The sequence below is a fragment of the Providencia sp. TYF-12 genome, from assembly GCF_041344805.1.
GTDB lineage: Bacteria > Pseudomonadota > Gammaproteobacteria > Enterobacterales > Enterobacteriaceae > Providencia > Providencia huashanensis.
This window is the reverse complement of sequence record NZ_CP166833.1, coordinates 4,485,470-4,500,148: the sequence shown is the minus strand read 5'-3', so window position 1 is coordinate 4,500,148 and position 14,679 is coordinate 4,485,470. Positions and strand designations below refer to the sequence as shown.

At 44.1% G+C, this 14,679-nt stretch carries 7 protein-coding genes, 2 tRNA genes, 3 rRNA genes and 1 riboswitch; of the genes, 10 read left to right on the top strand and 2 right to left on the bottom strand.

All coding sequences use genetic code 11. The annotated features are described in order from the left end of the window. Nucleotides 1-667: 667 nt before the first annotated feature. Nucleotides 668-1,573 carry a DNA-binding transcriptional regulator OxyR gene (gene oxyR / locus ABE954_RS21140; RefSeq protein ID WP_042846654.1) on the top strand — a complete coding sequence of 302 codons (906 nt, stop codon included), beginning with the start codon at nucleotides 668-670 and terminating at the stop codon, nucleotides 1,571-1,573. A 79-nt stretch (nucleotides 1,574-1,652) separates the two neighbouring features. On the opposite strand, the gene sthA is transcribed toward oxyR, so the two are convergent. Then, nucleotides 1,653-3,050, bottom strand: a complete 1,398-nt coding sequence (sthA, locus tag ABE954_RS21135) for a Si-specific NAD(P)(+) transhydrogenase (protein WP_042846653.1) — start codon at nucleotides 3,048-3,050, stop codon at nucleotides 1,653-1,655. A gap of 431 nt (nucleotides 3,051-3,481) precedes the next feature. Here sthA and fabR point away from each other — a divergent pair, with 431 nt between their 5' ends. Both fabR and ABE954_RS21125 read left to right on the top strand, forming a co-directional pair. After that, the gene (gene fabR / locus ABE954_RS21130) at nucleotides 3,482-4,138 is read left to right on the top strand and encodes an HTH-type transcriptional repressor FabR (protein WP_042846652.1); all 657 of its coding nucleotides are present in this window, start codon (nucleotides 3,482-3,484) and stop codon (nucleotides 4,136-4,138) included. Between the two features lie 12 nt (nucleotides 4,139-4,150). After that, on the top strand, nucleotides 4,151-4,540 hold the full coding sequence (locus ABE954_RS21125) for a YijD family membrane protein (protein WP_042846651.1): 390 nt from the start codon (nucleotides 4,151-4,153) through the stop codon (nucleotides 4,538-4,540). A gap of 59 nt (nucleotides 4,541-4,599) precedes the next feature. Here the strand turns inward: ABE954_RS21125 and trmA are convergent, their stop codons facing one another. Next, complete coding sequence (trmA, locus tag ABE954_RS21120) at nucleotides 4,600-5,697, bottom strand: tRNA (uridine(54)-C5)-methyltransferase TrmA (protein WP_071548717.1); 1,098 nt, start codon at nucleotides 5,695-5,697, stop codon at nucleotides 4,600-4,602. A gap of 85 nt (nucleotides 5,698-5,782) precedes the next feature. Beyond that, nucleotides 5,783-5,906: riboswitch (cobalamin riboswitch) on the top strand. Nucleotides 5,907-5,979: 73 nt separating this feature from the next. Between trmA and btuB the strand changes: the two genes are divergently transcribed. The 7 genes from btuB to ABE954_RS21085 all read left to right on the top strand — a co-directional run bounded on the left by btuB (nucleotide 5,980) and on the right by ABE954_RS21085 (nucleotide 14,659). Continuing rightward, the gene (btuB, locus tag ABE954_RS21115) at nucleotides 5,980-7,881 is read left to right on the top strand and encodes a TonB-dependent vitamin B12 receptor BtuB (RefSeq protein WP_166696430.1); all 1,902 of its coding nucleotides are present in this window, start codon (nucleotides 5,980-5,982) and stop codon (nucleotides 7,879-7,881) included. Continuing rightward, entirely contained in the window at nucleotides 7,826-8,689 is an 864-nt protein-coding gene (gene murI / locus ABE954_RS21110) for a glutamate racemase (RefSeq protein ID WP_131680233.1), read from the top strand. The genes btuB and murI overlap by 56 nt, the downstream gene beginning before the upstream one ends. A 529-nt stretch (nucleotides 8,690-9,218) precedes the next feature. Next, nucleotides 9,219-10,757, top strand: a 16S ribosomal RNA gene (locus ABE954_RS21105). A 177-nt stretch (nucleotides 10,758-10,934) separates the two neighbouring features. Continuing rightward, a tRNA-Glu gene (locus ABE954_RS21100) sits at nucleotides 10,935-11,010 on the top strand. A gap of 357 nt (nucleotides 11,011-11,367) precedes the next feature. Further along, a 23S ribosomal RNA gene (locus ABE954_RS21095) occupies nucleotides 11,368-14,276 on the top strand. 146 nt (nucleotides 14,277-14,422) lie between these two features. Beyond that, nucleotides 14,423-14,538: ribosomal RNA gene (gene rrf, locus ABE954_RS21090) — 5S ribosomal RNA — on the top strand. The 16S, 23S and 5S rRNA genes sit together here with 2 tRNA genes alongside, the layout of an rRNA operon. A gap of 45 nt (nucleotides 14,539-14,583) precedes the next feature. After that, nucleotides 14,584-14,659: transfer RNA gene (locus tag ABE954_RS21085), tRNA-Thr, on the top strand. Nucleotides 14,660-14,679: the final 20 nt, after the last annotated feature.

Sequence of the window (14,679 nt, the reverse complement as noted above, 5' to 3'; positions counted from 1 at the left end):
TGTTGCTCATGTTAAGGTGCAACTCTTTTTTTGTATTTACAAAAAGAGAAGGCTAAATGGGTTGCCTCTTTACTACATCACATTGCTGATCTCTATTACGCCTTTTGTTGTTATTTGTTTTCAGCAGCCTCACTTGCTTACTTGGCCGTTTCAGCTCTCTTCAATACTCAGGTTTGTTATCATTAGTATGCTGTATAGGGTATCGACAGTATGGCGACATTCTTTAATTATTTAATGAGGTATTTTTAACTTGTGAGGGGATAAAGTGTGGTAATAGTAGCATCCATAGTATTTTAGCTCCTCGTGTCATTATCACGGATGAAAGCTTTTTAGAAGCGACTAGACTGGATATAAACTATTATTTGGGGGAGGTTTGTTTATGTACTCATATAAAATTGAAGAAAGGTTTACTTTAATTTGATGTCACAAATACAATTTATAATTGTTTGATTCCTATTTTTGTTTTGTGAAAAATGGAGGGAACAGAATTGAGTCATTTTGTTTCTAAATGTTACTATCTATTTCAGTGAGTGGGTTATTTATGCTGAAATGGGATGAAACACGGTGTTTTTTAATATATCAATAGATATAACAAACTAATATCGATATAGTGATTGGTATTATCTATCTTTGGTTTGGCAAAGAATTCACGAAAGGAAATAGGAATATGAATATTCGAGATTTGGAGTACCTTGTTGCACTAGCTGAACATAAACACTTTAGACGTGCCGCGGATTCTTGTCATGTTAGCCAACCAACATTGAGTGGACAAATTCGTAAGCTAGAAGAAGAGCTTGGTGTTATGCTACTAGAAAGAACTAGTCGTAAAGTTCTTTTTACTCAACAAGGTTTATTACTCGTTGAACAGGCTCGAACTATTTTGCGAGAAATAAAAGTACTGCAAGAAATGGCCGCGTTGCAAGGCGAGAGTATGTCTGGCCCATTGCATATCGGTTTGATACCTACAGTGGCACCGTACTTATTACCACATATCATTCCTCAATTGCACCAAGCACACCCTAAATTAGAAATTTACTTACATGAAGCACAAACTCAGCAATTACTGGCTCAGTTAGATAGTGGTAAATTAGACTGTGCAATTTTAGCGGAAGTGAAAGAAACAGATCCTTTTATTGTTGTCCCTTTATTTGAAGAACCCATGAAATTAGCTATCTATGAAAGCCATCCATGGCATGGGCGTGACACCATTGAAATGGGTGAATTATCAGGTGAAAAGCTATTAATGCTAGAAGATGGCCATTGTTTGCGTGACCAAGCTATGGGCTTTTGTTTCCAAGCGGGCGCTAAAGAGGATACGCATTTTAGGGCGACTAGTTTAGAAACGTTACGCAACATGGTCGCCGCAGGAAGTGGGATTACACTATTACCTGATTTAGCGGTACCAAATGAAGTTTGCCGTGATGGCGTTTGCTATTTGAATTGTATTGAGCCAGAACCGAAACGTACGATTGTTTTAGTTTATCGTCCGGGGTCTCCATTAAGAGGTCGCTATGAGCAATTAGCAGAAACCATTTATAACTCGATGGATCACTATTATAAGAATCGAGTTTAGGAATAAAGCTCGCTAATTGTTTACATCTCAAAAAGATATGATGGTTGCCAGAAAAACAGGCAACCATAATTGCACATCATTAAAATAAGCGGTTTAAGCCATTTAATGCAGCGACACGGAAAGCTTCTGCCATAGTAGGGTAATTGAATGTGGTATTAACGAAATATTCAATGGTATTACCTTCGCCTTTTTGTTCCATAATAGCTTGGCCGATATGAATAATCTCAGCCGCCCTTTCACCGAAACAGTGAATACCTAATATTTGTAGCGTTTCTCTATGAAATAGTATTTTTAAACTGCCGACATTCATCCCAGCAATTTGAGCTCGAGCTAAATGTTTAAATTGCGCTCGGCCAACTTCGTAAGGTACTTTCATTGCCGTCAGCTCTTGTTCTGTTTTACCAACAGAACTAATTTCAGGAATGGTATAAATCCCCGTTGGAATATCCTCAACTAAATGTGCATTACCTAAACTACCGCCGATTGCACGAGCTGCAATTCGCCCTTGGTCATAGGCAGCAGACGCCAGACTTGGGTAGCCAATCACATCACCAACAGCATAAATGTGTTCATTCGTTGTTCGGTAGGCTTTGTTGACTTTAACTAAACCACGGCCATCCGCTTCGATTCCTACATTGGCGAGACCTAAACCGTCAGTATTACCTGTTCTTCCGTTGGCGTACAGTAAACAGTCAGCTTTGACTTTTTTACCTGATTTAAGGTGAACAATGACCCCATCATCTAAACCTTCAATCTTTTCATATTCTTCATTATGGCGGATCACAATGCCACTATTCCAAAAATGATACGACAAGGCATCAGACATTTCTTGGTCAAGAAAAGCCAGTAGGTGATCGCGAGTGTTAATTAAATCAACTTTGACTCCCAATCCACGGAAAATAGATGCGTATTCGCAGCCGATAACCCCCGCACCATAAATAATGACATGGCGAGGTTCATGGGTTAGGTTGAGAATGGTATCGCTGTTATAAATTCGGGAATGGTTAAAATCTACGTCAGAAGGGCAGTATGGGCGAGACCCTGTTGCTATCACAATTTTATCTGCACTTAAAACATCGCAGCTTCCATCTGCATAGCGGACACTCACATGTTGCTCATCAATAAAAGTTGCTTCACCAGAAAACATTTGGCAACCATTACGCTCATAAAACCCTTGTCGCATACGCGTTTGTTGGCTAATAACTGTTTCGGCATGCCTGAGGATTTCAGAAAAAGAGGAGCTTAAGTTACGGGAATTATCACTATAAAGGGGGTTCTGGTTGAATTCGATAATACGGCTAACTGCATGGCGGAGGGCTTTTGAGGGAATGGTTCCCCAGTGGGTACAGCCTCCGCCGACATTATTATAACGTTCAATAACAGCAACGTTTTTTCCTTGTTTTACCAGTCCCATGGCAGCGCCTTCACCACCAGGGCCGGAACCAATGACTATTGCATCAAAATGGGTAAGTTGCATAAGGTAAGACCTGTTTTTAATACGAAGTGACTACATTATAGTAACATCAGTTGCTTCCTTAACCTAATTTCTCTTTTTCCATCGCCTTCTTTTGCATATTCAAAACACGGATTTATGTCTGTTTATTTAAACCCATTCGTTTGCCGTTTTGCGATAAATTAGAAATTCTGGGGGAACAATATCGAGTGCATTTTTGGTAAAACTATTTTTTCTTGTTCAGGTAGGGTGTAGTGGTGAAGATGATGGTTTCTATATAAGAAAACAGCAAAGATAGTAAGCGAAATTCTGAAAATGGCTAAATTGTAATAAAGAGTCGATTTTTCTCTCAACCAGATGAAGAAATTTCAGGTATGCTAGGGGGTGAATAGCACTCCTTATTTACATCTTTGATGTAATTATTAACGTTTAATGACATAGAAATTAGGATCACCGTGAGCAACACTATTGGCGTTAGAGCAAAACAAAAAGAAAAAACACGTCGTTCACTCGTCGAAGCTGCTTTTAGCCAATTAAGTGCTGAACGGAGCTTTACTAGCCTTAGTTTACGGGAAGTCGCTCGGGAAGCGGGTATTGCGCCAACTTCATTTTATCGCCATTTCAAAGACGTTGATGAACTTGGTCTGACAATGGTAGATGAGAGCGGTCTGATGTTGCGCCAGCTGATGCGTCAAGCACGGCAGCGTATTGCGAAAGGTGGGAGTGTGATCCGCACATCAGTCTCAACTTTTATGGAGTTTATTGGTAATAACCCAAACGCCTTTCGGTTATTATTGCGAGAGCGTTCCGGTACCTCGGCTGAGTTTCGTGCTGCAGTGGCAAGGGAAATTCAACATTTTATTGCTGAATTAGCGGATTACCTTGAATTAGAAAGCCATATGCCGCGTCATTTTACTGAGATGCAATCAGAAGCAATGGTGACAATTGTATTCAGTGCTGGTGCTGAAGCGCTTGATATAGATGAAGAAAAACGAAGAAAGCTTGAAGAACGGTTGGTATTGCAACTAAGAATGATCGCTAAAGGCGCCTACTATTGGTACCGCCGTGAACAAGAACGACAGAATCAAACTGACCCAGACCTAACCAAATAATAAGGAGAATCAATGACGGATCAAAAAAGTTACGAAAGAAGTACATTACTGCTGGCACTTGTAATTGGGCTTGCGACTCATGGGACTTTCTCTACGTTGTTTAACTCATTAGTCGATTTTTCTTTCTTTCCCATTTTAACATTAGTACTCGCTGTTTATTGTTTGCACCAACGTTATTTACACCAAGCTATGCCGATGGGGTTACCAAAATTTGTTGCTGGTAGTTTCTTTGTTGGGATATTTGGCTATGCCGCGATTTTACGTGTTCAAAATCCAGAGGTTGGCTCAAATTTTATTCCCTCGACTATCATTGTGATTTTAGCTTTATGGATGTATGTCAGTTGGAAAGCTCGTAAAAAAGAACAACAAGAATTAGCGTTAGAACAAGAAATTGAAAATTAAAGTGAATTAATAAACTAAAAAACGCCGTATTATACGGCGTTTTTTGTCGCTGCTATTTTCTAACGGCGGGTTAATAACACACCGCTTTCCATATGGTGGGTATAGGGGAATTGGTCAAATAACGCTAGTTTTTCAATTTTATGGGTTTGGGTCAGTTCATTGAGATTATCGCATAAGGTTTCAGGGTTACATGAGATATAGACAATGTGGTCATAACCTTGAACTAGTTTTACAGTTTCTTTATCTAACCCACTACGTGGTGGGTCAACAAAAATGGTATTGCATTGATAATCTGCAAGTGAAATTCCTTCAAGGCGTTTAAATTCACGCACACCTTGCATTGCTTGAGTAAAATCTTCAGCGGACATTCGGATAATCTGCACATTTTCAATATTATTTGCTTCTATATTATATTGAGCAGCAGCAACCGACGGTTTGGCAATTTCAGTCGCTAATACCTGTTTAAAATTTTGCGCTAAAGCCAATGAAAAGTTCCCATTACCACAATAAAGCTCTAATAAATCACCTGTTGAATTTTTTGTTGCACCAATAGCCCATTCCAACATTTTTATATTGACCTGTGCATTCGGTTGAGTGAAGCTATTTTCTACTTGGCGATAAACCATGTTTTTACCATTTACAGGTAAAACTTCATCAACATAATCATTATCTAACATGATTTTTGTCTTTGATGCTCTACCGATAAGCTGTACATCAAACCCTTTTTTAGTCAGCGTTTCTTTTAACGCCTTAGCTTCAATGACCCACTCTTCACCTAATTTTTTATGATATAGCAGTGAAACAATCAGCTTATTACTCAGTGTGGATAAATAATCGATTTGGAATAACTTGTGGCGTAGCAACTCATTGGGCTGAATTAATGGTAACAGCGTTGCCATCATGTCATTAATTAGCTGACTTGCGACCGGAAATTGTTCGATACGAATGCGTTCTTTCGTCTCTTTATCAAACATAATATGAAACAGGTCATCGCCTTCGTGCCAAATTCTAAATTCTGCACGCATCCGGTAATGGGACGTCGGTGATGAAAAAATTTCAGGTTCGGGAGCATTAAAAGGAGCCATCATAGCTTTTAAGCGGTCAGTTTTCTCTGCGAGTTGCAGTTCGTAGTCTTCTGTATGCAACGTGTTTGGCATGTTTGGCCCCATAAAACAGTAAAAAATTCGTATCAGGGGCGAAATTGTAGGGCAAGCAGCGAAGATGTCCAGTTTTCATTATTCATCCGTAGACACTGATTGTTATTCCTCTTAGGATAATACCTTGAGTGAGCAGGGAATTTGGTTGGAATCCAAAACTGACGCGCAACGGTAAAAGTCCGATACCTGCCACACATCTAATCGCTTCGTTGAATATTCGCGCGGATCTTATATTCAACCTCGCGGAATCTTAATTTAATTGATTTTCCGAGTGTAATCATAATGAATAATAAAAAGTTGCTGCCGTTATCGGCCGCTGCTCTGGCAGTGCTATGTAGTATTCCTTCTTTGGCAAGTGGAAATAGTCAATCTGATCAGCTAGTTGTGTCAGCAAACCGTTTTGAACAACCTATCTCTTCTATATTAGCTCCTGTCACGGTCGTGACCCGTGAAGATATTGACCATTGGCAATCTAATACCGTGGTTGATGTATTAAGGCGTTTGCCAGGTGTGGATATTGCGCAAAGTGGGGGAATGGGTCAACAAAGCTCACTATTTATTCGTGGAACTGAATCTCGCCATGTTTTGGTCTTAATTGATGGTGTTCGTTTGAATCAAGCGGGTATTTCAGGCTCATCTGATATGAGCCAAATTCCAATTTCTCTGGTACAGCGCATTGAATATATACGCGGAGCACGCTCAGCGGTTTATGGTTCTGATGCTGTTGGTGGTGTAGTGAATATTATTACTCGCCGTGATAACGATGGCACAACTTTAAATGCGGGTATTGGCTCACACAGTTACCAAAACTATAACGGTTCGACTCAGCAAAAGATTGGTGAAAATACAACCGTAACAGCTGCCGGAGCTTATACTCATACCAAAGGGTTTGATTTAGCGCCAAAAGATGTTAGCCCAAGACAATATGATAAAGATGGCTTCCTGAGTAAGTCATTATGGTTAGGCATTGAACATCAATTTTCTTCAGAAATATTAGCGTATGCAAGAGCGTATGGTTATGACAACCGTACAAATTATGACGTATCCGAGTATGCAGGATTAAGTGTGGATACCCGCAAGCTTTATAGCCGTACTTATGAAACCGGTTTGAAATATCATCAGGGTAAATATTCGTCATCATTGATGGGGAGTTATGGTTATTCAAAAGATTACAACTTTGATCCTAGAAAAGGACAATATAGTGAATCTGCAAATCTTGATGAGTCCAAACAGTACAATATTCAATGGGGTAATAGTTACCTATTAGATAAAGGTAATATTAGTGCGGGGGTTGATTATCAACGTCAAAGTATTGAGCCTAGCAGTTATGCGATGATCAGTGAAAAACAGACGTTAAATAACACCGGGATATACCTCACAGGGCAATATGCGATTATTGATTCTGTAACAGCAGAAGCCGCTATACGTTCTGACCATCACTCTGAATTTAATTGGCACACAACATGGCAATCGGGCCTTAGTTGGGAGTTTTATGAGGGTTATAAACTTATTGGTTCATATGCAACTGCTTATAAAGCACCTAATCTAACTCAATTATATGCGTATTCTTCATCGGCATATGGAACAACGCTAGGTAATCCGAACTTGAAACCCGAGGAAAGTAAGCAGTGGGAGATTGGTGTTGAAGGAACAACGGGACCACTTTTTTGGCAGGTCAATGCATACCATAATGATATTGATAACCTGATTGCATATAAATCAGGTTATCCGACTAGCACTTATGAGAACATTGGCGAAGCTGAAATTAAAGGTGTTGAATGGGTTGGTGAGTTCGAAACAGGTATCCTTCATCACCAAGTAACCTATCAATATATTGATCCACGTAACAAAAAGACGGATAAGATTCTGGAGAGACGGGCTAAGCAGCAAATCAAGTATCAATTAGATTGGAATGTTGCCAATGTAGATTGGGGACTTACATATCAATATATTGGTTCTAGATATGATAAAGATTTCAGTCAATATGATTTGAGTACTAAGGATTATAAAAGATTAAAACAGGGTGGTGTTAGCCTTTGGGATATCACTGCTGCATATCCAATCACTTCACATCTCACAATTCGTGGTAAAATAGCTAATATGTTCGATAAAGACTATGAGACCGCGTATGGTTATCGCACCGCTGGAAGAGAATATTTCCTCACAGGAAGCTACAACTTCTGATAACACCTTATCTATCCGCCCGACCATTCTAGTATTTGACTCTGGAGTGGGCGGGTTATCTGTCTATCGTGAAGTCAAAAAAATGATCCCGCATGCCCACTATATATATGCATTCGATAATGAAGCCTTCCCTTATGGTGAAAAAAGTGAAGAGTTTATTATTGATAGGGTCTATCAAATCGTAAATTCGATAGCTGCAAAGCATCCTTTAACGATCGCAATTATTGCTTGTAATACGGCAAGTACAGTCAGCCTTCCTAATTTAAGGGCCCATTTCTCCTTTCCTGTTGTAGGCGTGGTTCCCGCAATTAAGCCGGCTACCAAACTAACACGTAATGGTGTGGTTGGTTTATTGGCAACGAAAGGCACCGTAAACCGTGAATACACTAAAGAGCTGATCGATCGTTTTGCAACAGACTGCAAAGTGATTTCCTTAGGGTCTGCGGAATTGGTCCAACTAGCAGAAAGAAAGCTGCATGGGGAAACATTACCATTAGACGAAGTTGCTCAAACTGTCAGGCCATGGCTCAGAATGCCAGAACCCCCAGACACCGTTATTTTGGGCTGTACTCATTTCCCTCTATTAATAGAGGAACTAGAAAAGGTACTTCCCGATGGCACAAGGTTTATTGATTCAGGTTCTGCAATAGCAAGAAGAACGGCTTGGCTAATTAACAACCAAGCTGAGACGATGAATTCTGATGAAGACGATTTCGCATATTGTTTATTAATGGATGCCAACGTAAAAGACTTACAGCCTATTCTTGAGCTTGAAGGGTTCAAAACGCTGCAAAAACTAGCTATTTAAGTTAAATTTGATGGAAAGCTGAGCGAACGAAAAAAAATATGAAAAAAAGGGTTGCCAGATTTTTCTGACTCCCTATAATGCGCCACCACTGACCGGGAACAAGACAACGCAAAGCGCGATGAACACTGAAACGGCAGCGAGAGATTCTGAAAAGAAAAAGCAAAAAATTGCTTGACTCTCACAGAGGAAAACGTATTATACGGCTCCTCGCGACAACGACCTCGAAGTCGAAAATCAAACAGATTTAGTCGCAACGCTCTTTAACAATTTATCAGACAATCTGTGTGGGCACTCACAGGACACTATCAAAAAAATATTTGATTTTAAGTCTTGAAGAGTGACTAACACGTTAATTCATATATATGAAATAAGGTAGTAACGCTTATTTTGGAAGGATAACGCGAAGGCAAGCAGAGGTGACCCGAGACAGTACTTAGGTACGGCGAGGGGAAGCGATGTGAAGCCGACAACGTTAGCCGAACAAAAGAACGTTACGGTCAGTAAGACATTCTTTGAGCATCAAGCTTTTTAATTGAAGAGTTTGATCATGGCTCAGATTGAACGCTGGCGGCAGGCCTAACACATGCAAGTCGAGCGGTAACAGGGGAAGCTTGCTTCCCGCTGACGAGCGGCGGACGGGTGAGTAATGTATGGGGATCTGCCCGATAGAGGGGGATAACCACTGGAAACGGTGGCTAATACCGCATAATCTCTTAGGAGCAAAGCAGGGGAACTTCGGTCCTTGCGCTATCGGATGAACCCATATGGGATTAGCTAGTAGGTGGGGTAATGGCTCACCTAGGCGACGATCCCTAGCTGGTCTGAGAGGATGATCAGCCACACTGGGACTGAGACACGGCCCAGACTCCTACGGGAGGCAGCAGTGGGGAATATTGCACAATGGGCGCAAGCCTGATGCAGCCATGCCGCGTGTATGAAGAAGGCCTTAGGGTTGTAAAGTACTTTCAGTCGGGAGGAAGGCGTTGATGCTAATATCATCAACGATTGACGTTACCGACAGAAGAAGCACCGGCTAACTCCGTGCCAGCAGCCGCGGTAATACGGAGGGTGCAAGCGTTAATCGGAATTACTGGGCGTAAAGCGCACGCAGGCGGTTGATTAAGTTAGATGTGAAATCCCCGGGCTTAACCTGGGAATGGCATCTAAGACTGGTCAGCTAGAGTCTTGTAGAGGGGGGTAGAATTCCATGTGTAGCGGTGAAATGCGTAGAGATGTGGAGGAATACCGGTGGCGAAGGCGGCCCCCTGGACAAAGACTGACGCTCAGGTGCGAAAGCGTGGGGAGCAAACAGGATTAGATACCCTGGTAGTCCACGCTGTAAACGATGTCGATTTGAAGGTTGTTCCCTTGAGGAGTGGCTTTCGGAGCTAACGCGTTAAATCGACCGCCTGGGGAGTACGGCCGCAAGGTTAAAACTCAAATGAATTGACGGGGGCCCGCACAAGCGGTGGAGCATGTGGTTTAATTCGATGCAACGCGAAGAACCTTACCTACTCTTGACATCCAGAGAATTTAGCAGAGATGCTTTAGTGCCTTCGGGAACTCTGAGACAGGTGCTGCATGGCTGTCGTCAGCTCGTGTTGTGAAATGTTGGGTTAAGTCCCGCAACGAGCGCAACCCTTATCCTTTGTTGCCAGCGATTCGGTCGGGAACTCAAAGGGACTGCCGGTGATAAACCGGAGGAAGGTGGGGATGACGTCAAGTCATCATGGCCCTTACGAGTAGGGCTACACACGTGCTACAATGGCGTATACAAAGAGAAGCGACCTCGCGAGAGCAAGCGGAACTCATAAAGTACGTCGTAGTCCGGATTGGAGTCTGCAACTCGACTCCATGAAGTCGGAATCGCTAGTAATCGTAGATCAGAATGCTACGGTGAATACGTTCCCGGGCCTTGTACACACCGCCCGTCACACCATGGGAGTGGGTTGCAAAAGAAGTAGGTAGCTTAACCTTCGGGAGGGCGCTTACCACTTTGTGATTCATGACTGGGGTGAAGTCGTAACAAGGTAACCGTAGGGGAACCTGCGGTTGGATCACCTCCTTACCATTGAAGTGTTTTTGTGAAGTGCTCACACAGATTGTCTGATAGAAAGTAGAGCAATGGCTTTACGTGGGAGGCTTTTTGCGCTGATGTGGCATTTTAACACAGCCGCTCCATTCCAATGAGGAATGTCGCCTTACACGAAACTAGCAAATCGGTGATTTGCTAAACAAGTTTCGTGTCCCCTTCGTCTAGAGGCCTAGGACACCGCCCTTTCACGGCGGTAACAGGGGTTCGAATCCCCTAGGGGACGCCAATTGCGCCGATATCGAGTGAAAGACGATGTCCCCAATAATGATTAAGCCAATTACCTTGTAGTTGGTTTAACAATTATGCTCTTTAACAATCTGGAACAAGCTGAAAATTGAAAACAACGCACATTGTTTATCGCTTAAACAATGTGAGAGTCTCTCAAAAATCTCAACTTGAAGTGTTTTTCAAACACACAAACGAGTGGCATGAGCGAGCAGTGTGAAATTCAAGGCGGCTAGCGCGCAGCAAGCGCAGCGTACAATAGTACGTGAGCATTGCGAGCACTACCCAACGAAGAAGTTCACCACGCACAGCCATGACGTTAAGTGTCGTCTGATAAGAAGACACCTTCGGGTTGTGAGGTTAAGCGACTAAGCGTACACGGTGGATGCCTAGGCAATCAGAGGCGATGAAGGACGTGCTAATCTGCGATAAGCGTCGGTAAGGTGATATGAACCGTTATACCCGACGATTTCCGAATGGGGAAACCCAGTGCAATCCGTTGCACTATCGTTTGATGAATACATAGTCAAACGAAGCGAACCGGGGGAACTGAAACATCTCAGTACCCCGAGGAAAAGAAATCAACCGAGATTCCCCTAGTAGCGGCGAGCGAACGGGGAGCAGCCCAGAGTCTTAATCAGCATTAGTATCAGGAGAACGGTCTGGAAAGTCCGGCAGTAAAGGGTGATAGCCCCGTATCTGAAGATGCTAGTGTTGTGAACTCGACGAGTAGGGCGGGACACGTGTTATCCTGTCTGAATATGGGGGGACCATCCTCCAAGGCTAAATACTCCTGATTGACCGATAGTGAACCAGTACCGTGAGGGAAAGGCGAAAAGAACCCCGGCGAGGGGAGTGAAATAGAACCTGAAACCGTGTACGTACAAGCAGTGGGAGCCTTGATTTATCAGGGTGACTGCGTACCTTTTGTATAATGGGTCAGCGACTTATATTCTGTAGCAAGGTTAACCGTATAGGGGAGCCGTAGGGAAACCGAGTCTTAACTGGGCGAATGAGTTGCAGGGTATAGACCCGAAACCCGGTGATCTAGCCATGGGCAGGTTGAAGGTTGGGTAACACTAACTGGAGGACCGAACCGACTAATGTTGAAAAATTAGCGGATGACTTGTGGCTGGGGGTGAAAGGCCAATCAAACCGGGAGATAGCTGGTTCTCCCCGAAAGCTATTTAGGTAGCGCCTCGTGAACTCATCTTCGGGGGTAGAGCACTGTTTCGACTAGGGGGTCATCCCGACTTACCAACTCGATGCAAACTACGAATACCGAAGAATGTTATCACGGGAGACACACGGCGGGTGCTAACGTTCGTCGTGAAGAGGGAAACAACCCAGACCGCCAGCTAAGGTCCCAAAGTCATAGTTAAGTGGGAAACGAAGTGGGAAGGCTCAGACAGCCAGGATGTTGGCTTAGAAGCAGCCATCATTTAAAGAAAGCGTAATAGCTCACTGGTCGAGTCGGCCTGCGCGGAAGATGTAACGGGGCTAAACTATGCACCGAAGCTGCGGCAGCGATATGTAAATATTGTTGGGTAGGGGAGCGTTCTGTAAGCCTGTGAAGGTGTACTGTGAGGTATGCTGGAGGTATCAGAAGTGCGAATGCTGACATAAGTAACGATAATGCGGGTGAAAAACCCGCACGCCGGAAGACCAAGGGTTCCTGTCCAACGTTAATCGGGGCAGGGTGAGTCGACCCCTAAGGCGAGGCAGAAATGCGTAGTCGATGGGAAACGGGTTAATATTCCCGTACTGGTGATAATTGCGATGGGGGGACGGAGAAGGCTAGGCTGGCCGGGCGACGGTTGTCCCGGTTTAAGGATGTAGGCAGGTGAATTAGGCAAATCCGGTTCACTATATGCTGAGGTCTGATGACGAGTCACTACGGTGGCGAAGTAGCTCATGCCCCGCTTCCAGGAAAAGCCTCTAAGCTCTAGATTATCACTAATCGTACCCCAAACCGACACAGGTGGTCAGGTAGAGAATACTCAGGCGCTTGAGAGAACTCGGGTGAAGGAACTAGGCAAAATGGTGCCGTAACTTCGGGAGAAGGCACGCTGGCGCTAGGTGAAGTGGTTTACCCATGGAGCTGAAGCCAGTCGCAGATACCAGCTGGCTGCAACTGTTTATTAAAAACACAGCACTGTGCAAACACGAAAGTGGACGTATACGGTGTGACGCCTGCCCGGTGCTGGAAGGTTAATTGATGGGGTTATCCGTAAGGAGAAGCTCTTGATCGAAGCCCCAGTAAACGGCGGCCGTAACTATAACGGTCCTAAGGTAGCGAAATTCCTTGTCGGGTAAGTTCCGACCTGCACGAATGGCGTAATGATGGCCAGGCTGTCTCCACCCGAGACTCAGTGAAATTGAACTCGCTGTGAAGATGCAGTGTACCCGCGGCAAGACGGAAAGACCCCGTGAACCTTTACTATAGCTTGACACTGAACATTGAGCCTTGATGTGTAGGATAGGTGGGAGGCTTTGAAGTGTGGACGCCAGTCTGCATGGAGCCAACCTTGAAATACCACCCTTTAATGTTTGATGTTCTAACGTTGCCCCGTTATCCGGGGTGCGGACAGTGTCTGGTGGGTAGTTTGACTGGGGCGGTCTCCTCCCAAAGAGTAACGGAGGAGCACGAAGGTTGGCTAAGCATGGTCGGACATCATGCGGTTAGTGCAAAGGCATAAGCCAGCTTGACTGCGAGAGTGACGGCTCGAGCAGGTACGAAAGTAGGTCTTAGTGATCCGGTGGTTCTGAATGGAAGGGCCATCGCTCAACGGATAAAAGGTACTCCGGGGATAACAGGCTGATACCGCCCAAGAGTTCATATCGACGGCGGTGTTTGGCACCTCGATGTCGGCTCATCACATCCTGGGGCTGAAGTAGGTCCCAAGGGTACGGCTGTTCGCCGTTTAAAGTGGTACGCGAGCTGGGTTTAGAACGTCGTGAGACAGTTCGGTCCCTATCTGCCGTGGGCGTTGGAAGATTGAAAGGGGCTGCTCCTAGTACGAGAGGACCGGAGTGGACGCACCACTGGTGTTCGGGTTGTCATGCCAATGGCATTGCCCGGTAGCTAAGTGCGGAAGAGATAACCGCTGAAAGCATCTAAGCGGGAAACTTGCCTTGAGATGAGTCTTCCCTGACCCTTTAAGGGTCCTAAAGGAACGTTTAAGACTAAGACGTTGATAGGTTGGGTGTGTAAGCATAGCGATATGTTGAGCTAACCAATACTAATGAACCGTGAGGCTTAACCTGACAACACCGAAGGTGTTTTAGAGATTGAGAGATGACGTTGATTTAATGAGCGTGAGAAGCCGAGAGGCGAGGGACATGGCAGCTTGTTCAAGATTACCGTTCTGGTTTAGTGACGAAATGTACTAAACGAGAACAAACCGAATTTGTCTGGCGGCAATAGCGCGGTGGTCCCACCTGACCCCATGCCGAACTCAGCAGTGAAACGCCGTAGCGCCGATGGTAGTGTGGGGTCTCCCCATGTGAGAGTAGGGAACTGCCAGACATTAAATTTTAAGGTTGTGTCAGTACTGACTGACCGCACCATATTGCTGATATGGCTCAGTTGGTAGAGCACACCCTTGGTAAGGGTGAGGTCCCCAGTTCGAATCTGGGTATCAGCACCATATAATCGGCATTTAAAAAG

Bases quoted from the DNA above. Each gene is read 5' to 3' on its own strand.
- oxyR (WP_042846654.1), top strand. From the start codon at position 668: ATGAATATTCGAGATTTGGAGTACCTTGTTGCACTAGCTGAACATAAA.
- sthA (WP_042846653.1), bottom strand. From the start codon at position 3,050: ATGCAACTTACCCATTTTGATGCAATAGTCATTGGTTCCGGCCCTGGT.
- ABE954_RS21125 (WP_042846651.1), top strand. From the start codon at position 4,151: ATGACGGATCAAAAAAGTTACGAAAGAAGTACATTACTGCTGGCACTT.
- trmA (WP_071548717.1), bottom strand. From the start codon at position 5,697: ATGCCAAACACGTTGCATACAGAAGACTACGAACTGCAACTCGCAGAG.
- btuB (WP_166696430.1), top strand. From the start codon at position 5,980: ATGAATAATAAAAAGTTGCTGCCGTTATCGGCCGCTGCTCTGGCAGTG.
- murI (WP_131680233.1), top strand. From the start codon at position 7,826: ATGGTTATCGCACCGCTGGAAGAGAATATTTCCTCACAGGAAGCTACA.